The 22,561-nt window shown below is 48.6% G+C and carries 22 protein-coding genes and 1 pseudogene; 10 read left to right on the top strand and 13 right to left on the bottom strand.

From position 1 onward, the window contains the following. Positions 1–502: 502 nt before the first annotated feature. The 4 genes from L5M17_RS04180 to L5M17_RS04165 form a co-directional block, all read right to left on the bottom strand. Positions 503–829, bottom strand: coding sequence for a putative quinol monooxygenase (locus L5M17_RS04180; RefSeq protein ID WP_263145443.1), 327 nt, complete (start codon positions 827–829; stop codon positions 503–505). A 99-nt stretch (positions 830–928) separates the two neighbouring features. Beyond that, a complete protein-coding gene (locus tag L5M17_RS04175) occupies positions 929–1,384 on the bottom strand; it encodes a GNAT family N-acetyltransferase (protein ID WP_131524255.1) in 456 nt (151 codons plus the stop codon). A gap of 162 nt (positions 1,385–1,546) precedes the next feature. Then, positions 1,547–3,175, bottom strand: coding sequence for a DHA2 family efflux MFS transporter permease subunit (locus L5M17_RS04170; RefSeq protein WP_263145440.1), 1,629 nt, complete (start codon positions 3,173–3,175; stop codon positions 1,547–1,549). A gap of 1 nt (position 3,176) precedes the next feature. Further along, positions 3,177–4,235, bottom strand: coding sequence for an HlyD family secretion protein (locus L5M17_RS04165; protein WP_263145437.1), 1,059 nt, complete (start codon positions 4,233–4,235; stop codon positions 3,177–3,179). Positions 4,236–4,329: 94 nt separating this feature from the next. Between L5M17_RS04165 and L5M17_RS04160 the strand changes: the two genes are divergently transcribed. Together L5M17_RS04160 and mscL are read left to right on the top strand one after the other, a co-directional pair. Continuing rightward, a complete protein-coding gene (locus L5M17_RS04160) occupies positions 4,330–5,274 on the top strand; it encodes a LysR family transcriptional regulator (RefSeq protein WP_263145434.1) in 945 nt (314 codons plus the stop codon). A 203-nt stretch (positions 5,275–5,477) separates the two neighbouring features. Then, a complete protein-coding gene (gene mscL, locus L5M17_RS04155; RefSeq protein ID WP_105250328.1) occupies positions 5,478–5,888 on the top strand; it encodes a large-conductance mechanosensitive channel protein MscL in 411 nt (136 codons plus the stop codon). A gap of 76 nt (positions 5,889–5,964) precedes the next feature. Here mscL and L5M17_RS04150 read toward each other — a convergent pair whose 3' ends face one another. From L5M17_RS04150 to L5M17_RS04120, 7 genes are all read right to left on the bottom strand, one after another. Then, positions 5,965–6,288 carry an antibiotic biosynthesis monooxygenase family protein gene (locus L5M17_RS04150; RefSeq protein ID WP_113939195.1) on the bottom strand — a complete coding sequence of 108 codons (324 nt, stop codon included), beginning with the start codon at positions 6,286–6,288 and terminating at the stop codon, positions 5,965–5,967. Between the two features lie 170 nt (positions 6,289–6,458). Next, a complete protein-coding gene (locus tag L5M17_RS04145) occupies positions 6,459–9,683 on the bottom strand; it encodes an efflux RND transporter permease subunit (RefSeq protein ID WP_263145431.1) in 3,225 nt (1,074 codons plus the stop codon). 29 nt (positions 9,684–9,712) lie between these two features. Beyond that, the gene (locus L5M17_RS04140) at positions 9,713–10,978 is read right to left on the bottom strand and encodes an efflux RND transporter periplasmic adaptor subunit (protein WP_263145428.1); all 1,266 of its coding nucleotides are present in this window, start codon (positions 10,976–10,978) and stop codon (positions 9,713–9,715) included. Between the two features lie 10 nt (positions 10,979–10,988). Continuing rightward, positions 10,989–12,482 carry a TolC family protein gene (locus L5M17_RS04135; RefSeq protein WP_263145425.1) on the bottom strand — a complete coding sequence of 498 codons (1,494 nt, stop codon included), beginning with the start codon at positions 12,480–12,482 and terminating at the stop codon, positions 10,989–10,991. Positions 12,483–12,810: 328 nt separating this feature from the next. Beyond that, positions 12,811–13,233 carry a hypothetical protein gene (locus L5M17_RS04130; protein ID WP_263145655.1) on the bottom strand — a complete coding sequence of 141 codons (423 nt, stop codon included), beginning with the start codon at positions 13,231–13,233 and terminating at the stop codon, positions 12,811–12,813. Positions 13,234–13,468: 235 nt separating this feature from the next. After that, entirely contained in the window at positions 13,469–13,678 is a 210-nt protein-coding gene (locus tag L5M17_RS04125; protein ID WP_113939200.1) for a DUF3012 domain-containing protein, read from the bottom strand. Positions 13,679–13,714: 36 nt separating this feature from the next. Then, positions 13,715–14,080 carry an STAS/SEC14 domain-containing protein gene (locus L5M17_RS04120; protein WP_105250333.1) on the bottom strand — a complete coding sequence of 122 codons (366 nt, stop codon included), beginning with the start codon at positions 14,078–14,080 and terminating at the stop codon, positions 13,715–13,717. Positions 14,081–14,216: 136 nt separating this feature from the next. Between L5M17_RS04120 and arfB the strand changes: the two genes are divergently transcribed. From arfB to L5M17_RS04100, 4 genes are all read left to right on the top strand, one after another. Then, positions 14,217–14,648, top strand: a complete 432-nt coding sequence (arfB, locus tag L5M17_RS04115; protein WP_011787977.1) for an alternative ribosome rescue aminoacyl-tRNA hydrolase ArfB — start codon at positions 14,217–14,219, stop codon at positions 14,646–14,648. Positions 14,649–14,935: 287 nt separating this feature from the next. Further along, on the top strand, positions 14,936–15,376 hold the full coding sequence (aroQ, locus tag L5M17_RS04110; RefSeq protein ID WP_028759381.1) for a type II 3-dehydroquinate dehydratase: 441 nt from the start codon (positions 14,936–14,938) through the stop codon (positions 15,374–15,376). A gap of 36 nt (positions 15,377–15,412) precedes the next feature. Next, positions 15,413–15,862 carry an acetyl-CoA carboxylase biotin carboxyl carrier protein gene (gene accB / locus L5M17_RS04105; RefSeq protein WP_263145420.1) on the top strand — a complete coding sequence of 150 codons (450 nt, stop codon included), beginning with the start codon at positions 15,413–15,415 and terminating at the stop codon, positions 15,860–15,862. Positions 15,863–15,943: 81 nt separating this feature from the next. Further along, a complete protein-coding gene (locus L5M17_RS04100) occupies positions 15,944–16,621 on the top strand; it encodes an SDR family NAD(P)-dependent oxidoreductase (RefSeq protein WP_263145418.1) in 678 nt (225 codons plus the stop codon). Positions 16,622–16,675: 54 nt separating this feature from the next. Here L5M17_RS04100 and L5M17_RS04095 read toward each other — a convergent pair whose 3' ends face one another. Together L5M17_RS04095 and L5M17_RS04090 are read right to left on the bottom strand one after the other, a co-directional pair. Further along, positions 16,676–17,899 carry an MFS transporter gene (locus tag L5M17_RS04095; protein ID WP_168827296.1) on the bottom strand — a complete coding sequence of 408 codons (1,224 nt, stop codon included), beginning with the start codon at positions 17,897–17,899 and terminating at the stop codon, positions 16,676–16,678. 130 nt (positions 17,900–18,029) lie between these two features. Continuing rightward, positions 18,030–18,827 (bottom strand): hypothetical protein, encoded by a 798-nt coding sequence (locus L5M17_RS04090; protein WP_263145414.1) that lies wholly within the window; start codon positions 18,825–18,827, stop codon positions 18,030–18,032. Positions 18,828–18,986: 159 nt separating this feature from the next. Between L5M17_RS04090 and ubiD the strand changes: the two genes are divergently transcribed. The 4 genes and pseudogenes from ubiD to L5M17_RS04070 form a co-directional block, all read left to right on the top strand. Next, positions 18,987–20,468: a 4-hydroxy-3-polyprenylbenzoate decarboxylase gene (gene ubiD, locus L5M17_RS04085; RefSeq protein WP_263145412.1), complete on the top strand. Its 1,482-nt coding sequence runs from the start codon at positions 18,987–18,989 to the stop codon at positions 20,466–20,468. A gap of 114 nt (positions 20,469–20,582) precedes the next feature. Continuing rightward, positions 20,583–21,293 carry an NAD(P)H-flavin reductase gene (fre, locus tag L5M17_RS04080; protein WP_063883664.1) on the top strand — a complete coding sequence of 237 codons (711 nt, stop codon included), beginning with the start codon at positions 20,583–20,585 and terminating at the stop codon, positions 21,291–21,293. Between the two features lie 536 nt (positions 21,294–21,829). Continuing rightward, a complete protein-coding gene (locus L5M17_RS04075; protein ID WP_263145408.1) occupies positions 21,830–22,345 on the top strand; it encodes a hypothetical protein in 516 nt (171 codons plus the stop codon). Positions 22,346–22,421: 76 nt separating this feature from the next. Then, a pseudogene (locus L5M17_RS04070) lies at positions 22,422–22,561 on the top strand (IS4 family transposase); the annotation flags it as partial.

Here is a 22,561-nt window from a genome sequence, read left to right as displayed (position 1 = left end):
TGCCGCCGTTAAAATAAAAAACGCCCGATAGGGCGCATCAGGCATTTTAGGAGTAAATAAGCTTCAGCTGATATCGGACAAGACGCTTAGAAGTGACTTATCCAGTTACACGAAACAAGCTAGCTTTGTGCGCAGATCAAGTAGAGCATACTTATAGACTAAAGGTGCGAGATGTTATTTCTTGCAACGTCCTATATTGGAACCAGTAGATGTGACTTTGTTACACTCCTTGGTAACTTTATTTTCGGAAGTGTTAGAGTCAGCATTATTTGTCGATGCACAACCGCTTAAACCGAGAAGAGCAAGGGGGATAAGTGTCATTGTCCATTTTTTTAGCATTGTATACATCCATGAGTTAATTATTGTTTAGCAATTTGTTATTGCCGTGTAAATAAACTAACTAATAAAATCTCCTGATACAATGCTATAACCTGCAAAACCAATGTAAATTAATACCTTCTGCTGACGATATAGCTTTATTAAGCGATATGACGGTAAAAACTTAAACGATGACTTGATGATAGGTTTCCACATGGTATGACTCGACTAATTCGGGCATCACTTGGTGGAAATAGTGTTGAATTGCATCTTTAGCGCAGTGCTCATCAAAGGCGGCAATATCGACAAACTTCTCTACAAACGTCACGCGGCGTGGTTCATCACGGCTCACATTGAGTTCGTAACGAATACAACCCGCTTCGCGGCGCGTATCGGGAATAAGGCTCGCGAGCGCAGCTATTAGTGCTTCGGTTTTGCCCTCTTTAGCCAGAAAACTCGCCACGCAGGCAATTTGCTGTTGATTGATTTTATAGTCCGTTGAAGTCGACATCTCAGTTCCTTATTGGCTTAATGTTGAATGTTTATGTGCCAAGCTTTTGTTGATCGCTTATGTTGATAATTGATGTAGATAACTCATATTGATAGCCGCTTATGCTGATTGGTAGCGCATATCTAAATGGGGAATACCATCTTCTAAATACATCTCAGAGCAGGCGACAAAGCCGAGTTTTTGATAGAAAGCTTTGAGGTAATCTTGAGCACCGATTTGGATCCCCGCATCGGGCCAAGTCGTCAATGCCGATTCAATGGCGTGCTGCATTAAAGGCATGGCTAGCCCTTTGCCTCGTCCCGCTGGCGATACCACCACACGACCGATACTCGCCTCTGGATAACTCAATCCCGGCGGCAAAATACGCGCGTAGGCAAGCAGTTCCCCGTCTGGCGATAAACCGATCAAATGCTGGGTTTCTGGATGCCTATCCTTATCGTCAAGCTCTGGATACGCACAGGCCTGCTCTACCACAAACACATCGACTCTTAGCTTCAATATGTCGTATAGCCTATTGGCATTTAATTGATTAAATGTAAGATTTTGCCACTGCAAACGATATCCCTCTGCAAATCATCGAAAAAGAGCTTTGAGTCTACCACAGCATAAAGACCATAAAAAAGCGCCTTAATCCGTGAGGACTAAGGCGCAAAGCTGTTGCGCAAACCAATAGATCTGGGGAAATCTATGGCGACAACAGGATAACGAAAAACGTTATTACTCGACCATGGCATCGTGGGCCACTGGCCCTGTCGGTTTACGGATCAGCAGCACAGCGAATACGGCGATGAGTAGCAGAGCGCCCATGATGTAAAACACATCGTTATAGGCCTGAATATAGGCTTGCTGACTCATGGTTTTGCCCAGCAAAGCTTTCGCCTGCGCGGCGGCGGTATAGGGATCTGAACCTCCCGCCTGCAACATACTTGCGCTTTGGGTTAAATAATCCTGTGCTTGCGTGCTCACTGCGGGTAAAGATTCCTTAATATGAGCCAAATGCCCGCGCGACAAAGTGTCAGTCAGGGTCGCTACCAGTGCGATACCAAAAGCACCACCTAAGTTACGCATCACGTTTAATACCGTCGATGCCGAGGCATTTTCATGGGGTTTTAAATGCATGGTCGCAAGCATTCCAATTGGCACCAGAATAAAAGGCTGACCTAATGCCCGTACTACTTGCGAAGCGATCATCTGCGGTCCGGCATAATCTGCGGTCATCTGGCTATTCATGTAATAGCTAATGGCGAACATTAAAAAGCCAAAGGCGGCGAGATATCGACTATCGAAGCGCTCCATCAATTTCGGCACTAAGGGCAAGACCAATAACTGCGGAAATCCCATCCACATAATCACGCCACCAATCTCTAACGGTGTGTAATCATGGACTTGTGATAGATAAAGCGGGATCAAATAAATAGCGCCGAATAGTGCCATCCCCAGTAAAAAATACGCCACGGTGGAGAGCACAAAATCACGCTTACCGAGCAGGCGCAAATTCACTAACGGTTCTTTACGCCTTAGCTGGATCCAAACAAACAACACCAAATTCACGGCGGCAATAATGGCCAGATTACGAATGAGTTCCGAGCCAAACCAATCCTTGCGGTTACCTTCTTCAAGCACCACTTCAAGGCAACCCATGCCCAGCGCCATAGTGACTATGCCCGCCAGATCGACATTCTTCAGCTTATCCCAAACGACCGACTGTTTTTCTAAACCGTAGGCCAACATGGCCATCACCAACAAGCCCGGTGGCACATTGATATAAAACAGATAATGCCAGCTAAATTGCTCAGTCAACCAACCGCCTAAGGTCGGGCCGATTGAAGGCGCAAAGGTCGCCGTCACGCCAAATAATGCCATGCCGACGGCACGCTTGTTATCGGGTAAAAACTCAAGGATAAGCCTAAAGGCCAGCGGAATAAGCGCACCGCCAAAGAAGCCCTGTAGCGCCCGAAAGGCGATCATTGCCTCTAAGTTCCACGCCATAGAACAAAGCACAGAAGCAAAGATAAAAGCAGCCGTGGTCCATAACAGATAACGCCTGACCGACAATCCTGTACTGAGCCAGCCAGAGAGCGGGATCGCGATCATTTCCGCCACCAGATACGCGGTTGAAATCCAACTGCCTTCTTCGAGCGTTGCCCCAAGACTGCCTTGAATCTCCTTCATCGATGCATTGGTGATTTGGATATCGAGGATCGCCATAAAGGCGCCGATCAACCCACCAAATACCGCAATCCATGAGCGGCGACTGCCACGCTCATAATCGGTAGGCTTTCTAGGTACACTGATGCCCTGCGCCTCCATATCGGCAGACGCAGTGATAGAGCCAGTTGCGCTCATACTAACGACCTGTATTTGCAGCGATTGCCGATATTGCAGTACCCGACGCCGTATCCACTTTCACGACCGCACTTAAGCCCGGTAGCATGTGTGCTTCTTCCTCAGACAAATCTAAGCGAATACGCACGGGAATACGTTGGACGATTTTAGTGAAGTTACCTGTGGCGTTTTCCGCCGGCAGTAAACTGAATTTGGCTCCGGACGCCGGTGACAGACTATCGATAACACCTATAAAGGTTTTGTCGGGAAACGCATCGAGACTGACCTGCACCGACTGTCCTGGTTGCATATGTTGGATCTGGGTCTCTTTAAAGTTCGCCGTGATCCACACAGCCCCATCCGGAACCAAACTGTAGAGTGCTTGGCCGGGCTGCACGTACTGCCCCACCATAGCGCCACGTTTACCAATCACCCCAGAAAAAGGTGCGGTCACACGGGTATCATTTAATTGAATTTTCGCCAATTCTAAGGTCGCATCGGCCTGTTCTACCACAGAACCTGCCTGATCTAATTGGGCATTAAAAACCGCTAACTCGCGTTGCTTTGCCACTAACACGGCTTGAGCTTCATCGAGACGGGCGGCGGCAGAATCGAATCCCGCTTGCAGTTGATCGACATCATCTTGGGAGCTGTAATTACTGACTTTAAGCTTTTTCGAGCGACTCAATTGTTGCTGTGCACGTATTTTATCGGCCTTTGCCGCCACCACGCCTGCGCTGGCTTGGGTGATTAACGCGCGTTGCAACTCCACCTTAGCGGCTAAGGTTTGCAAGTCCGCCTTCGAACTTGCCAGTGAGGCTTCGGCTTGGCTCACTTTGGCGCTAAATTGGTTATCTTCGAGCTGAGCTAATAGCTCACCCTTTTGCACATGCTGGTTATCGGTCACATCGCTTAACACAACGTAACCGGGCACTTTAACGCTGATATGGGAAATATCGGCCTCAACATAAGCGTTATCCGTGGTTTCAATAAAACGTACCTGTGTCCACCAGTAATAACCGCCTCCCGCAACCGCAGCGAGTAACAGTGGAACGGCGATAATGAGTTTACTTTTGGACATGAATGACTCCTTGATTAGTGATATCTAGTGTACTACTGTCTCACCAAGTTTATTAGCCAGTAAAAAATCAACCCACTGTTTCACAGGTGTAACAATGATAGATCTCAATCGCGTGCAAATTTTCGCTCAAGTCGTCGAGCAAGGCAGCTTTACGGGTGCCGCCAAAGCCCTTGGGATCACTAAGGCAACGGTCAGTCGCAAGATAGCCGAGCTCGAAGCCGATACCGGCACACAACTGTTATTTCGCACCACCAGAGCCCTAAAACTCACCGAGGCGGGATCGAGTTATTACAATAGGATCAATAAGATCCTCACCGATCTACAGAGCGCCGAAAATCAGCTCAGCGCCCAACAGCAATTGATTAAAGGCAATCTAAAAATTGTCTGCCCAATTGAATTAGGCCAATTGTTTTTAGGGCCGATTTTCGCGCAGTTTTTAACGCTTTATCCCGAAATCACCATAGAGGCTGAACTCACCAATCGAAAGGTTGATGTCATAGAAGAAGGCATAGATCTGTTATTTCAAATTGCCGATTCGGGTGACACTCGCTTGCAAAGCTATGCCTTAGTCAACGCCCATAAATCGCTCATGGCAAGCCCAGCTTATTTAGCTGCCCATGGAACGCCCAAGGTGCCACAGGACCTAGCCAAACATAAAGCGATTCGCTTGCAGTCGGCGCATATCGAAGGTGCGTGGAAATTATTCGATGGCAAAACTTGGATTGTCGCCGAGCCCAAGACTCAACTGACAGTAAACAATGTCACCCTCGCTCGCGAGGCCGCCATAGCGGGGCTTGGGATCACAGCGGTGCCATCCATCATAGCCCAAGTCGCATTAGAAAAAGGCGATTTAATCCCGCTACTAGATGACTATCCAATGGTGCAAACTAAGGTAGTGCTTAGCTATCCACAGCGGGCGTATCTACCGCGAAAATACCGCGTCTTTATCGAATTCATCTATAGCTCCCTATTTAAACGTTGGGGATCGCAAGTCTTAGAAGTCCCTGATTTTATCGGCCATGCCGATCTAGATGAATAAATCGAATGCCCAAAAAAGTAACAATTGTTACTTTGTAAAGTGTAAATCATTGCCTTGAGGATAAATCCTCTATGTCAGAATTGCCTTAATCCATAAGCCCCTATAAGCTTGGCAAGGTAACAGGCTGCAAAAGACCTTAGGTTTTCCTGATACAGTTTGCACAATAAAATTTAACATTTAATCTCAATTTTGGAGGAAACCTAATGAGCTTAATTAAAGAGTTCAAGGCTTTTGCGTCCCGTGGCAATGTGATCGACATGGCCGTTGGTATCATCATAGGTGCCGCATTCGGCAAAATCGTCTCGTCCTTCGTGGCCGATGTCATCATGCCACCGATTGGTATCATCCTAGGTGGTGTGAATTTTAGTGATTTGAGCATAGTGCTACAAGCAGCTCAAGGCGATGCGCCTTCTGTGGTCATTGCCTATGGCAAATTCATTCAAACTATTATCGACTTTACGATTATCGCCTTCGCCATTTTTATGGGTTTAAAAGCCATTAACACCCTAAAACGCAAGGAAGAAGATGCGCCTAAAGCGCCACCAGCACCGACCAAAGAAGAAGAGTTGCTGTCTGAAATCCGCGATCTATTGAAAGCTCAACAAGAAAAATAATCTCAAACTTAAGTGTCACGCATAAAAAACCCATCTCTAGAGATGGGTTTTGTTTTTACATCAGCGAGATAAGTGATTACTCAGCTTCAACATGCACAGTTTCACTGTAATCTTGCACTACTTCTGCCACCCGAATGCGATAAGAGTTAAACAAACAAGGCACTATACCCGTTTGCTCGGCAATACTGTGGGCCATCTGATTGCGCCATTGGGTAATAGAGGCTTGGTCCTCCCAGAACGACAGGCTCAGTACTTTGCCATCGTCGGTTAAGCTCTGAAAACGTTCGATCGAGATCAGCCCCGTACGACCTTCTAAATATTGGCGCATTTCAGCCGCCACGTGCAGATACTCTTCCTTCCCTTCCTTTGTCGGGATGACTTCAAAAATTACCGCAATCATAATGTTCTCCAGAAATGAATGTCCTTAATGTCGACTCTAAGACTAGCCCATCTATCACTCTTTAGCTCACTGATTTTTAGAGTTTTAGTCAATGTGATAACCCTGTCTACAACGAAGGCAATAACCCGAAACATAACAAGTTATTGCCCACGATGACGGCTTTCTTGTGATTAACCGAGCTCATCAATGCGCTTATCGCCGCGATACAGCCAGCGATACAAGGTCGGCAAGACGAGTAAGGTCAGCGCCGTCGAGCTAAACAAGCCACCGATAATCACCACTGCCAAGGGCTTTTGGATCTCACTGCCGACGCCCGATGATAATAAAATCGGGATCAAGCCTAAGGCCGAGGTGAGTGCCGTCATCAATACCGGCCGTAAACGCCCCACAGTGCCCTCATAAACACAATCATAGAGTGCTTCGCCGCTTTGCCTGCGCTGATTAATCGAATCCACCAGCACCACACCGTTGAGCACAGCCACCCCAAATAGAGTGATAAAGCCAATAGAGCTAGGCACAGATAAATAAGTACCACTGACATACAGGGCCACTATGCCGCCAATCAAAGCTAAGGGCACGTTCGCCATGATGAGCAACACTTGCTTGAATGAACCAAAGGATAAGTACAACAACAAGGCTATCAAGGCGATAGAAATCGGCACCACTAGCATCAACTTTTGCTGCGCTCGCTGCTGATTCTCATATTGGCCGCCAATGATCACTGTATATCCCGCTGGCAAATCCGCCTTTGGCACTAGGGCATAAATATCTTTTACAACCGAGCCCATATCGCGCCCCGCCACGTTGGCCTGCACCACAACACGGCGCTGCACATCGTCACGGCGAATATTCGGCGGCGCCATTTCCACTTCGACGCTGGCGACTTCCCCTAAGCGCACTGTGGCGCCATTTGTACCACTGAGTAATAAGTCTTTAATCGCATCAGGGCTTTGGCGAAACTCGGCCGCGAGTCGCACATTGATGTCGTATCTGGCATTGCCATCGATCACTTGCCCTGCACTCGCGCCGCCAATGCCTTGGCTGACGAGGCTCATCACTTGATCGACACTGATGCCGTAACGCGCCAATAGCTCGCGTTTGGGGCGCACGACTAATTGTGCCTCACCGCTCACTTGCTCAAGCGACACATCCACGGCGCCGGGGATTTTCGCAACGAGATCGGTAAGTGCTTGGCCTTTCTGTGATAATACAGCTAAATCAGGGCCGAAGATTTTAATCGCTAGCTGGGCTTTTACCCCCGAAAGTAATTCATCTACCCGAGTCGCAATCGGCTGCGAAAAGGTCAACAAGAGTCCGGGGAACACACTGAGCTTTTCCTCCATCAAGCGTTGCAGTTCCAAGCGCGAGCTTGCCGACTGCCACTCTGCTATCGGTTTTAAGCCAATATAGACTTCAATATTACTCACAGGCTCAGGATCGCCGCCCAGTTCAGGCGCACCAATGCGGCTCAGGGCATATTCCACCTCGGGAAATGCTAGCAAAATAGCCTCAAGCTTAGGTGCGACTTGGAGCGAAGTCCCTAAACTCGCCGTTGGTGCCAGCGTCACCCTCAAGTTAATCGTGCCTTCCTCCAGTTCAGGCACAAATTCGGTACCCAGCCTTGGTAGCAATAATAGACTCAAGCCGAACATCACCAAGGCGCTGAGCATCACCACCTTTGGCCTAGCAAGCGTTGCCGTCAGTAACTTGCGATAAGCGGCATCCAGTGGCGCTAAAATCACACTTTGTTTAAGCAGCACACCGTGCTTAAACAGATAAACAGCAAGGGCTGGCACGGCAATCAGCGCCACCAGCAGCGCCGACATCATAGCCAAAATAATACTGACCGCCATCGGCTGGAACAGTTTGCCTTCAACGCCTTCGAGGGCAAATAACGGTGCAAATACGACGATAATAATGGCGGTGGCGAAGAAGATTGGACTACATACCTCTTTTGCCGCGAGCATTATCCGAATAACCATATTCGATTCGCTGACATCACCACTGGCTTTAGCGCCATCCTCCTCACTGTGATAGGGATCATCCTCACCATCGGCGCGCGCCCTCGCCTCAGGTAAATGGCGGCGATCCGGTTGAGTTAAGTGTTTGAAAATATTCTCCACCATCACCACAGAGCCATCGACTAACATACCAATCGCCACAGCTAAACCGCCGAGCGACATCAGGTTTGCCGACAAACCATAATAGGACATCACCATAAGTGCGAGCCCGATAGACACTGGAATCGACAGCAGCACCAGCAAGGTCGCGCGGATATTGACGAGGAACAACGCCAAGATCACCACGATAAACACAAAGGCCATTAGCAGCGCATCGCGCACTGTCGTCACAGCCTTATCGACCAGATCCGCTTGGTCGTAAAACACCTCAAAGGACACGCCATCGGGCAATGCCTGCTCAATAAGGCTCACCCGCGCACCAATATCGTCAATCGTCGCCTTAGTGTTTGCCCCCATGCGTTTGAGCACGACACCAGCCACCACTTCACCGAGATTTTGCACTTGGCCAGATTCATCGCGGCGCGTCATAGTCACAGCCCCGACACGGATCTCGCTGCCGAAATCCACCTGAGCGATATCGCCAATACGCACTGGCGTACCCCTGGCTTCAGTCAGAGGGATCTGCGCGATCGCCGCTAATCCCGCGTCTCCTGCGGGCAACATACCATAGCCGCGCACCACAAGTTGCTCTTGGCCTTGGTCCATAAACCAACCGCCAGCGTTGCGGTTATTGCTCTCTAGCGCTTCGGTCACCTGCGCCATAGACAAGCCATAGGCACGCAGTTTATTCGGGTCGACCTGCACTTGGTATTGGCGCACATCGCCACCAAAAGACAAGACTTCAGTCACGCCGCCCACGGGCATCAATATCAACTTCACCAGATAATCATTTAAGCTACGCAGCTCGGCGGCATTAATGCCAGAGTTAGGTTCTGCGCGCAGAATATACTGATAAATCTGCCCTAATCCCGAGGTATTCGGGCCGATTTCAGGCACTCCGACGCCGCTTGGGATCATCTCCCGCGCCGCCTGCAACTGTTCAAACACTTGCTGACGGGCGAAGTAAATATCCGTCCCCTCGGCAAATACCACAGTCACAATCGACAAGCCAGTGCGCGATAACGAGCGCACCTCAGTCACGGCTGGCAAGGCGTACATGGCCGATTCCACCGGATAACTGATAAGTTTTTCCACCTCTTCTGCAGCTAAGCCTTCGGCCGCTGTATTGATGGTCACTTGCACGTTAGTCACATCAGGAAAGGCATCGAGATTCAACTTAGGTAACATGGCCACACAGCCCACAATCACGGCGAGCAGAGCCAATACCACTAACAGCCGATTTTTAATCGCGGCTTCGATTAACTTTTGCAACATAGAAAATCTCCAAAATAAGGGCGCTCATATTAGTGGGCGTGAATATCAAAGCCCGCTTTCGCCTGCTCGGATGCCAAGAAGAACGCGCCAGCCACCACAACCTTGAGCTGTGCCTGTTGGGCTTTTTCAAGCTCAGGTCCACGCACTAGACTCAGACCACGTTGACGCTGCACCACTTCTACCTCAATGGACTCGAAGCCATCCTCATCTTGAATAAAAATCTGCCAATCGCCATCGCCGCCACGGGTCAACGCTGCATCGGGCAGCACTATGCCACTGCCGTTTGGATCGGTAGTAGAGCCAGCAAAGTAAAGTTCGGCAAATTGCCCCGAATGCAACACATGATCAGGATTGGGCATACTCACCAGCACTTGCTCGGTGCGCGTTACGCTGTCGAGTTCATGGGAGCGACCGATTATCTTACCTGCCAACGTCTTATCCCCTACTTGCACTAAAGCTGAACTGCCAACCTGGATATGCGTAGTTTGAGTTGGGGTTAACTGCGCCTCAACCCATAAATAGGATTCATCGGTCAGTTGCATTAAGGGTGTGCCCGCGCTAAAAACTTGACCTAGCATGGCGATATCCTGCTGCACTCGGCCGTCAATTGGCGCTAAGAGTTGATAACTGCCTATGGCTTCAGGCGTCGATTCCAGTGCACGAATTTGCGCGGGCGTCATCTTAATGGCCTCTAAAATCGCCCGTTTAAGTTCGGCATCCACCTGCGCCTGCATCCGCCGACTGACGCTAACTGCACCTTCACTCATGCGTTTGACTCGACTCCATTCGGCAGCGGCATTAATGTAGTCCGCCTGTGCCTGCGCAACGGCTGCGCCACCCAAGGTAAGTAAAGGCTCACCTTTTTTCACTTCTTGTCCCGGCACCACATGGCGCGCCAACACACGCACATCGAGCTGCGGCGCAAGGGTCGCGGTTCGATCGCGATCCACCACTAAGGTCGCCGTCGCCCTAATATCGAGATTCAAATTGGCTAGGTTCAAGCTATCGCTCGACAAAGGTAACAAGCTAATCCCCGCCAAGGCTTGCTGCGCTTCGGTCAATTTCAGCGCCTGTTCGCCGTGTTCATCCGCCGGCGCCGTTTGCGTTACCGAATCGCCGCTTTCCTTAGCGATGGGTGCGTGATCACCGCCAGCCAATACAGGCTGAGCGAGAAAGGCCAGCGTGCTCAGCACGAATAATGCGAGCGCGATTTTTGATAGGTTAAACCGACGCTTTTCAGGCGTCGCTACAGCATCCAGTTGAAGGATATTTTCGTGGTGAGTATTTGAATTCATTATTGTGACCTCATGGGTTTACTGTGCGTGCGGCGGCATTAGATGTTATCGAAGGGACTGCATTTAGCTTTTCTATAATGAGCTTTTCGATAAAAGGCATAAGCTGGCCGCTTTCGCCCATCCAAGTTAACCAACTTTGATAGATAGCCGTTTCTAGGTTTAAGCCCACCAAATAACTGGCGGCTAACTGACGACGGCTCTGTAAGTACTCGCTAGTACTCACATCCCCCGCCTGCCATTGTTGGCTTAAGGATTTAGCGGCTTTAGCACCTGACACTTGCACTAACTCACGCCAGTCTTGGTAACGTTCGAGTAAACGCGGTAACGCATAGAGGAATTGTTTCTGCTTAGCGGTAAGCACTCGCTCACGGGCAAGATAGCCTTGCTCCGCGATAGCGATGCCCTTATCGGCTACGGCTTGCAACTCACTGTAGTTATTGCGAACTTGTAGAGGAATCGACACGCCGACACCGAGCTTATTGTCCGTGCCCTCCTTTTCAGCGCCTAGGCTAATAGTCGGGTCAGCCGAAGCTTCCGCTTTGACTTGCATGACATTAACTCTGGCGAGCAGCACTTGCTGATAAGCACTCGCCAGTGCTGGCAAGGCTGATGTAGAGGTGCCCAACTCGGCCGCTGGCGCTTGCTTAGCCTGAGTCACAAAGAAATGGATCTCTTTGATAAACTCACTAAAAGCGAAATTATTATCCCCAAGTAATTCAATTACTTTGCCATCGGCCACTAAGACCACCTGCTCGGCTAAGGCGTAGTCGGCAGTATTAGAGGCGACTTCGAGTTGTATCAATTGCAGCTCGACGTTAGACAAATCCCCCGCCGCCAATCGCTGCTCAGCAATATTGAGCTGCGCCTTGGTGAACCTTAATTGCTGCTCGGCAAAGGTCAGCGCCTTACGGCTTTGCGCCTGTTCTGCCAAGGCCAGTAAGCGTTCGGCCAACATTTGGCTACGCTCTAACCCTATGTCTGCTAAAAGGATTTGCGCTTCAAGCTCGGCACGCTGTGTCGCCACGCCGCGCTTGTCACCCCAATCGAGGGTTTGACTCAGCCCTAAGCTATAAGCATCTGTATCAGCATTTTGATAATTAAGCCCAAGTTCTGGGTTATACACAGCGCGATCTGCCGCCTGAATGGCCAGTTTGGCCTGTTGCTGCCTTACAAGCTGTGCCTGAACTTCAGGTAACTGATTGAACTGTGTGAGTAACTCAGGCAACCATTGGCCAAAGTTGACATGTGCCGTGTCGGTTTCTTTGGCGGGTAAGCCCAGTGATTGCGCCTTAAATGCCTCAACTTCAGCGGCTTTGATTTCAGGGGCATTAGCTTCAGAGGCTTTGGTTTCAAGGACCTTGACTTCAAGGACGTTGACTTCAAGAGAGTCATTTTCTGCCGCGAGGGCAAAGGCTACCAATCCGGCGGCCAATACTAACCCACAGCTAAACAAGCCCGATCTAAATAGACAAACTAAAGTACGGGCGAGAATCGTTTTTTTCATCGCAAATCCTAACAATATCGAATGTGGATCGGCTGGCTTTTGCGCCCAAAGCGAAACGGCTAAATGTGAGCTTCATTTAAATAGCTCAATGCAAAGCAATCATATCGTTCTGGGCATGGCAAATAAGCGCCGATCGAATCATCCCGCCAAGCAATACAGTAACGGCTAAAAAGCCAATGACGGCTCCAACAGTTAACGCTGCGAGCATCAGTTCAAGCGTATCTTTTGGGGGATGAACATAACGGGCTTATCACACGGCAAAATAGAATGAGATCCAATCAGATGAATCAATCGTCCTAGGCCGAGAAATAAGCCGAATATTGGAGAATTAAGCGATAGGAGGGCGGTATTTAGGTAAATTTTCAGGCGGAAAATAGGATACATCGGTAGGCAGATAGACGCTTTCTAACGCCTGTACAGGCTGACTCACTGCCTGAGATAACAGTGCCACATGACCGCCATGGCATTGGCAGTCGAGGCATAGGTCAAAATCTTGTATTTCAGTGGTTTTAACTAAGTGGGAATGAAATCCGCTGCTTTGGTTTTCACCCGTGGAGTCCGCAAAACCGAAGGCTTGCTCGCTTGGACAAACGCAATCGACACATTGGGCCAAAGTGGTCACTTGAGCACTAAATTGCAGATGGGGATGATTCTCAGCTTCTTCCGCACCATTGCCCGCATGTAATTGATGCGCACCCAAATTCGCGCCGGCAAATTGCAGCACGATAATGGCTATCAGTAGGGTCACCATTCGAGTAAAAAATGGCTTAGCGGTAGAATTCAAATATCACCTATAGCAAATAACGGATAACGGATAACGGATAACGGATAACGGATAACGGATAACGGAACATCTGACCCGTATGATAAACATAAGTTCACAGCTCGCAAGCAAAGTCTTTCAAGCTGTGATCTCTAAAGGCTAACGCTGACTTAAACACTCAGTGCTTATTTAAATACACTGCACTTATTTAAATACACAGCACTTATTTAAATACACAGTGCTTAGCATAATCAGCGGCTTCGTTAGCAGTCCAATCGCCAGACGGTTTATTTTTCATCTGTTTACACCAAGCATCACTGCCCACTTCTGGCGCGCAGGCACTCAGTCCAGCGGTAAATGCCAACACTAACGCAATCGCACTGACCTTAGAAACTGTCAGTGAAGAAAAAGAGCGCGATTTCAATAATGACATACTTAATTCCTTGTAAATATGGCCTAAATTAGACCATTAAATATTCGAACGCTTAGTGATCCAAGCAATAGCTTTGGCTTTCTGTTCGAGTGGAAACCAAGCCACTTCGCCCTGCATAAAAGGCCCGAGTAAGCGCACCGCATTTCCTACCCAATCAGGGCCGCCCACAAACACTAAGGCTTCAAAATTCGGTAACTGGACTTCACCACTACCAGTCAGCGACTCAAATTCCCAGCCTTCGAGTAACACATCCGCCTCAATATACAGGCAAACTTGGCCCCAATCCTTACGATAACTCTTAATCGCAGGCTGTAAACGGGTCCGATAATCGGTGGAGGATAGTCGGCCACTGGCAAAAAGACTGATAACACCCTTAGCAATATCGGGGATTTGGCATAACATAGAGGCACTCCGAATCGAGAACACTTTTGCAGGCAATGGCTTTAGCCAATGCAGCGGCAAAGAATGCGCCCGATGATAACAAATCTATTGGAAAGCCATAAGTCATTATTGATGGCTTCTCAATCCATGCTGAAAAATGCCTAAGTTTGCCATGATAAAAATCTCAAACCGTGTGGAACTTCAGGAAAATGAAATCGAGTGGCAATTTATCCGTTCGAGTGGTGCAGGCGGCCAGCACTTAAATAAAGTGTCCACCGCTGCGCAGCTGATTTTTGATATTAAAAGCTCATCATTACCCGAGTTTTACCAAGAACGTTTGCTCAACAAGGCCGATCACCGCATCACTAAAAGCGGCAAAATCATTATCAAATGCCAAGCGAGCCGAAGCCAAGATGCTAACCGCCAAACCGCCTTGGAGCAATTTATCGCCTTGGTTGCCAGTGTCGGTGAAGTACAGAAAAAACGCATCCCCACCCGCGCCACTAAAGGCAGCCAAACGCGGCGATTAGAGACCAAGAAACAAAAAGGTGCCACTAAGGCCATGCGTCAGCAGAAGAGTGACTATTAACTTAGGTGACAGTTAACTTAGGTGACAATTAACTCAACTGACAGCCAACTTAGGCAATTGCTAACTCAGTACCAGAGAAATAACCGCAGTTGAACCCAGCCAACAATGGCACAAGATGCCAAAGGTATAATCGGCTCGCACATGATCAGCTCGCACACAATCGACTAACGGATAATGCAAAATCGATTTGAACAGGTTAAGTTAGTGGCCTATGTAAAAAACTGAAATAAATTTTTCCAACTTTAATCCCAGCATTAATCCCAAGGCATGTCGTAAAGGAAAGCGCAATGAGTCACAAAATTTTGCTCGTCAATGGCCCCAATCTCAACCTCTTAGGCCGCCGCGAGCCCAGCGTTTACGGTCATCAAACCTTAGCCGACATAGTGGCGGAGTTAAATCAGCAGGCAAAGTTGGCGGGAGTTGAGCTCGAGCATATTCAGTCCAACGCCGAATTTGAGCTAATCAATGCGATTCATGCAACCGATGCCCAGATGATTATTATCAATCCCGCCGCCTTTACCCACACCAGCGTCGCCCTGCGTGATGCCTTGCTTGGGGTGGCAATTCCTTTTTTTGAAGTGCATTTATCCAATGTGCACGCCCGTGAAGCCTTTCGCCACCATTCCTATTTTTCCGATAAGGCGATAGGTGTGATTTGCGGTTTCGGTTCACAGGGTTATGAGTTTGCGCTGGCGGCGGCCATTAAGCGGCTCAACCAGCCACAGTAAATTCTATTCAATAGCGTGCTTTGCAAGGGCAGATAAATGGCAATGGATCTTCGTAAAATTAAAAAACTCATTGAGTTAGTACAAGAATCTGACATAGCAGAACTGGCGATCACCGAAGGTGAAGAATCAATTCGCATCACCCGCTACAGCCCTATGCCAGCCAATGTGCAATCACAGCAAGCGATCCCCAGAGCACCTGTGGCGCCTTTGAATGAACAGGCAAAGCAGACAGGCATTTCGCCAAGTACAGAAGGTTTTTTACAAGTCTCACCTATGGTCGGCACTTTTTACGCGGCGGCAGAACTCGATGATGTGCCGCTGGTTAAAGTCGGTCAACGTGTGAGCCAAGGTGAAGTGATCTGCATTATCGAAGCGATGAGAATGATGAATCCCATCCAAGCCGAGCGCGATGGCGTGGTCAGCACTATTTGGGCCAAAGACGGCGATGAAGTGGTATTCGATCAGCCACTATTTACCTTAATCTAACCGCTCGCCTTCCCATGAATTGAAGCGCACTTAGATTTAAGATGCGGTTTTCAAACCAAGACAGCATTAACCGAGGTCACTATGATATTAATTACCGGCGCCAGCAGTGGTTTAGGCGCGGCGCTCGCATCGCTCTACGCCAAAGAGAATGAAGCACTGACACTCACAGGTCGCCATGCCGAGCGCCTGCAAACCGTCGCCAATGCATTAACGCCTTTCTCCAACAAAACGATCGCTGCTATCACCGCCGATCTCGCCAGTGAATCGAGTCTCGAAGCCCTGTTCGATGGCCTAACGCAAGCCCCTAAAACCGTGATCCATTGCGCGGGCAGCGGCTACTTTGGTGCAATTGAAACCCAAGGGGCGAGCGATATCCAAAGCCTGCTCAATAACAATGTCACTTCGACGATTCTGTTAGTGCGGGAATTAGTGAAACGCTATAAAGATCAAGCAGTCACTGTGGTTGTGGTCATGTCCACCGCAGCACTGGCCGCCAAGGCGGGAGAATCCACTTACTGCGCGGCAAAATGGGCGGTGCGGGGATTTATCGAGTCGGTGCGATTAGAGCTTAAACAAAGCCCAATGAAGTTGATTGCCGTGTATCCCGGCGGCATGGACACAGGCTTTTGGCCCAGTAGCGGTAAGGCTTTAGATACCTCAAGCTTTATGTCCGCCGATGAAGCGGCAGGCATGCTCAAACAAGCCTTAGTTGCCACAGAGCATGGTTATATCGCCGATATCACCATACAAAGGGGCTAAATGTGCGGATTCGAGACGCAGAATATGACCACTGCGTCTCTTCCTTAGCACTCGCTAGTCGGCGCAGTTTGCTGTGTTTAGAGTAACGACGCGACGGCTTTCTCTGTGGGTCAGCCACCACATCAACAGTCCTCCCAATGACAACAAAGATGCCGCATAACCTGTCGCGGCAATGCCTTGTCCAGACAGTATCACTAAACTGCCCACCCAAGGCCCAATTGCATTGGCAAGATTAAAGGCGCATTGCACTAAAGCGCCTGTCATGGCTTGCCCATCAGGTGCAACATCCATCAATCTGGCTTGCACAATAGTGGCGAGCCCTAACCCACAACCGACAAAAAATACCACGGGCATCAGCGCCCAGTAATGTCCGGTCAAACTCGGGTAAATAGCCAACACCACAGTGCTTAACACTAACGACCAAAACGCCGCCGCTAAGGCCGACTTATCCGCCGCCCAGCCACACACTAAGGTCCCAAGTGTTGCGCCAATACCAAATACCGCCATCATGATTGGGATCTTAAACGGCTCGACTTGCGTCACTTGGATTAAGGTTTCAGCCAGATAGGTATACACGCAGAAGATACCGCCAAAGCCAATGGCCGCGATACCGAGCGTCAGCCAGACTTCACGATTTTTAAGGGTTTGTAGCTCTTTTTTGGGACTCGCATCAGCGGGCACGGCTTGATTAGGTGCTAAAAAATACACCATTATCGCGGTAATGGTCGCCAGAATTGCCACTATGCCAATGCCAGAGCGCCAGCCCACAGTTTGCCCCATCCAAGTCGCAAACGGCACACCGATAATCGTCGCCAGCGTAAGGCCAATAATCACCCGCGATACGGCGCGGGCCTTCATTTCTGGCGGCACTAAAGAGGCAGCGAGCAACATAGCCACGCCGAAATAAGCGCCGTGGGGCAAGCCGCTGAGAAAACGAAAAAAGATTAACCAATTCAATGATGGTGCTAACGCACTTAAGCCATTGGCCACCGCCATTAACCCGGCTAAAGCAATCAAGAGTGTTCGCCGTCTGACCCTAACGGCCAGCACCATGATAATCGGCGAACCGACCACAACCCCCAACGCATAGGCACTAATGGCATAACTCACATGGGCAACCTCTACCCCTAAATCGCTCGCGATATAAGGCACTAAGGTCATGGAAGCAAATTCTGTGGTGCCTAAAGCGAATGTTCCGAGTGCTAAGGCAAGTAACACCCATAATGTACTGGCGCCCTTATGCTGGTTTTGGGCAGCCTGATTTCTAACAGTATCCAAACCTCTTCTCCGTTATGCTATAAAACGACAACTAGCTAATAAATAACTAATAAAAAGATAATAAAAGATGATAAATAAATTGGAGCCCACTAAGGGGCTCCAATTTCTCAGTCATTTACGTAATGTAAATCTATCTGACTAACTGTTCTTGATAGGTTTGACTGTTCCAGTCGTAGGCGTAAAGCGTGCCTTGCCACTCGTAAAGTGTACGACCATCCTGCTGCACAACCCTAGCATTGCTCGGCAAGCTAGACACACTGTGCGGTGCGCGTGGGCGCGGAGTCGCAACTGTTTTGCCTGTGCCGTTACTAGTTTGCGACACCAGTTGCCCAGTCGATTGTCCGGCCATATTTACAGGCATACTCGACACCATACGGCCTTCACTCGCAGAATACTGCATACTGGTTGTTACCCGTACAGGTGCAGAAATGGCCACAGGTTCATCGTCGTAGGCCATAGGAATCGACAAACCTATGCCCGAATAGGGCGAGTTCCAGTAATTTCGAGCGTAGGCGTCACGCGATGTATTCCAACCCCAATCATTGTTCCAATGGGTGTTCACACCGTAACCAACATTCCAACCCGATCCCCACCCCGTAGCGAGCCCTAAACCCCAAGGGTAATAAGGTCGATAATAGGGACGATAATGGCGATTATCTTTGCGCACATGGCGGTTGTCATAATAATTGTCATGACGATTGTTGTAATGACTCTCGCCACGACTGTGGCTATCACGATGACCGTGGCGTTCGTCTTGATCCGAATAGCCTCTATTTCCGGCCACCGCCACAGTCGGCACACTGAGCGCCCCCAAAAGTGAGATCCCCACGGCAAGCGATAAAACCAAGCACTTTAGCGACCGCTTATGCGCGCCATGTGATTGACTTTGAAAACACTTTTCTTGAGCAAACCATACAGGAATATTCATATAAACCTCGAAATAAAGGGCGTAAGCGAGATCTATCGCGACTTACTGGTAACCATTTTACGCTTCCTAAGCTTGAAGATCACTGAATTGGTTAACCCTAAAACAGAAAAATGCTATAGTGCGCGCCACACGGATTTTCACCGCAGAGGCTATTTCCACATGAGTTTTAAGGATTTACGCAGCTTTATTGATCACTTAGAAGCCAATGGCGAACTCAAACGCATTAGCTACCCAGTTGATCCTCATTTAGAAATGACAGAGATCGCCGATCGCGTATTACGCGCTCAAGGCCCTGCGCTATTATTTGAAAATCCCAAAAATCATCACATGCCCGTGTTGGTAAACCTGTTCGGTACGCCAAAACGTGTGGCCATGGCACTCGGCAAAGACGACCCATTAGCCCTGCGCGAAGTGGGCGAACTGTTAGCCTTTTTAAAGGAACCCGAACCACCTCGGGGTTTTAAAGACGCGATCGCTAAGATCCCTATGTTCAAGCAAGCCTTGAATATGCCGCCAAAGACAGTGCGTAATCCGCCTTGCCAACAAGTGATCAAAACCGGCGATGAGGTCGACTTAACCCAATTGCCTATTCAGCATTGCTGGCCGGGCGATGTCGCACCACTAGTGACCTGGGGCTTAACCATCACCAAAGGCCCGCGTAAGAGTCGTCAGAATTTAGGCATTTATCGCCAACAATTACTGGGTAAAAACAAGCTGATCATGCGCTGGTTGTCCCACCGTGGCGGCGCGTTAGATTTTGCTGATTTTAAACAACAATTCCCCGGTGAGCGTTATCCGGTTGTGGTCGCACTCGGCGCCGATCCTGTGACCATTCTAGGCGCCGTCACCCCAGTCCCCGATTCCATGAGCGAATACGCTTTTGCCGGTTTACTGCGCGGTGAACGTACCGAAGTCTGTAAGGCATTAAGCTGTGACTTAGAAGTGCCCGCCACCAGTGAAATCATCCTCGAAGGCTATATCGATCCTGAGGAACTGGCGGAAGAAGGGCCCTACGGCGATCACACGGGTTACTACAACGAAACCGATAAGTTTCCAGTATTTACCGTTACTCACATCACTCACCGTAAAGATGCCATCTACCACAGCACTTACACTGGCCGTCCACCGGATGAGCCCGCCATGCTGGGGGTTGCATTAAACGAAGTGTTTGTGCCGATTTTGCGTAAGCAATATCCTGAGATCGTTGATTTTTATCTGCCACCTGAGGGCTGTTCGTACCGCATGGCAGTGATCTCCATTCGCAAACAATATCCGGGACATGCCAAACGAGTGATGATGGGCGCTTGGTCTTTCCTGCGCCAATTTATGTACACTAAGTTTATTGTCATAGTGGATGAAGATGTGAACTGTCGTGACTGGCAGGATGTGATCTGGGCGATCACCACCCGCATGGACCCTAAACGCGATACTGTGATGATCGAAAACACCCCGATCGACTACCTCGATTTTGCTTCACCCGTTGCGGGCTTAGGCTCAAAAATGGGACTCGATGCCACCAATAAGTGGGAAGGTGAAACCAACCGCGAATGGGGCACGCCAATCGTGATGGATCCAAAAGTAAAACAAAAGATCGACTCAATCTGGGATGAGTTAGGCATAGACGACAGCCCAACCCTATAATTCAGCTTAAGCCATTACTCAAGTATCGGCTTTAGCCAAGAGAATAGGCCAATAACAGGCCTCTAAAGCGACACCTAGACACATACTGTTGAAGAAAGGTGCAAAGGAAGTTTGATGAAAACCATACGTTGTAAGATAGAGAAAGTTAACCCATTTAACGATGCCGTATATCAAGTATTGTTAAGGCCTGAAACCGCCTTCGATTTCCAAGCGGGGCAATACTTATGTGTTGTCATGGGTGAAAAAGATAAACGCCCCTTCTCTATCGCATCAGCGCCAAACGCCGAGCTGATCGAATTACACATTGGCGCCGCTGTGAGTGAAAGCTACCCAATGCAAGTGGTCGAGCGCCTGAAAGCCTGCGCCATTGATGGCAGCACTATCGACATCGAAGCCCCAGGCGGCGAAGCCCACCTGCGTCACGAAAGCATTCGCCCTCGCCTGTTAATCGCCGGCGGCACAGGTTTCTCTTACATTAAAAGTATCATCGAGCACCAAATCGCCCTCGGCCAACAGGTTGAAACAATGCTGTATTGGGGTTGTCGCACCCAAGATGCCATGTACTTTGAAACCATCGCCCGCGAGTGGCACGACGCTCACCCTTGGTTACACTTCGTCCCAGTCATCGAAGAAGCTCCCGCTAATTGGCAAGGCAAAACCGCCAATCTGTTAGCGCAAATCAAACAAGATTTTGTCAGCCTAAATGGCTACGACATCTATATCGCCGGCCGTTTCGACATGGTGGGTGCAGCACGGGAAATTTTCCGTGAGATTGGTGTAGAGGAAGCGCATCTCTACGGTGATGCGTTCGCGTTTATCAAATAACGCGATAATTTGTTAGCTTGGCTGGCTAACCTTTGCCAGCATAGGCTTAAATAATAAACCCCAGTTTTTACTGGGGTTTTGTTTTTACGTTACGCCGTATTTCACTTTTTGTGGATACATCCACTAAGTAAATCTGCTTATCCAAAGGTTATTTGCTGCTTAAGCAAAAGATTAAAGTCGTGGGTCTTCAACCCACACCCGACCAAGAGGGGATCAACAGCAATCCCCTCTTGGAACTCCCTTGCCGCCCCTAGCGAAGTTACATGCATTAGATACTAGCCTTGGTCTTATGGATAAATTGCTATCGCTTCCGATGGTACATCCTGTACCCCGAAAGCTAGCCGGTCATCCATGACCGGACTCACGCAATTTATTCCAACGCCCCGCAGCAACTTCGCAGGGGATTGGTGTAACCTGCAGCCAATACGCTAATAAAAAATTTATCAGTAACTGTATCTTCTATTTAAATACGATTAAAGCAAGATTGTGATAAAGTCTAGCTAGATCATAAATAGAAAAATATAGAGACTGCTTGAATGGACACTCGTAAATATGCAGACGAGCTAGATGTATCTAGCGAATTTATTGATAATTTCAAATTTGAAATCATTCCTAAAAATATAATCATCGATTCACAGTATTACAAGTTGTATAAATTGGCAGAATGCGCGGAAAAAGAAGGGGATCTAAAATCTGCAAAAATACTATATCTATTAGGTTCTATCAGTTCATTAAAACTCAAACCAAACAGTATAAATGCACCATACGCCCCACTATTCAATCAGTCATTTAGCATAGAACACCTAACACATAATGACTTGACTTTATTAAGGGACTTATTGAAACACATTGTAATCCCAGAATTAAAATCTCGAATTACTGATATCTTATGGCTTTTAATTCGCCCCAAAAATTTAACTTATGCCTATGATGCTATAGATAGTTACTCTTCAGGAGAAATTGATGAAAAATCATGGAAATTTGGAGTAAACCACTTTTATGAACGAGGAGTAAGATTAGCTCTGAAGAATCCCCTGATGATTTACAAATAAATCATCAAATTAGGGTGGAAGCGCATCTTGTTGCATGATCAAATGGTTTCGCTAAAAACTACACTTGGACAACAAGATGCGCGAAGCCAATATCCTACAACATTCTTTACACCAATACTGCCCAGAACTTCACCTAAAACGATTAAACAGCTTGATGCTGGCCTCTAAGGCACTGATTGAATGTAAGACACTGACCTTGACTGAGTTAGGTCGAAA

Source organism: Shewanella sp. SW24 (genome assembly GCF_025653395.1).
Taxonomy (GTDB): domain Bacteria; phylum Pseudomonadota; class Gammaproteobacteria; order Enterobacterales; family Shewanellaceae; genus Shewanella; species Shewanella oncorhynchi.
This window is presented reverse-complemented; position numbering and strand designations above follow the sequence as displayed.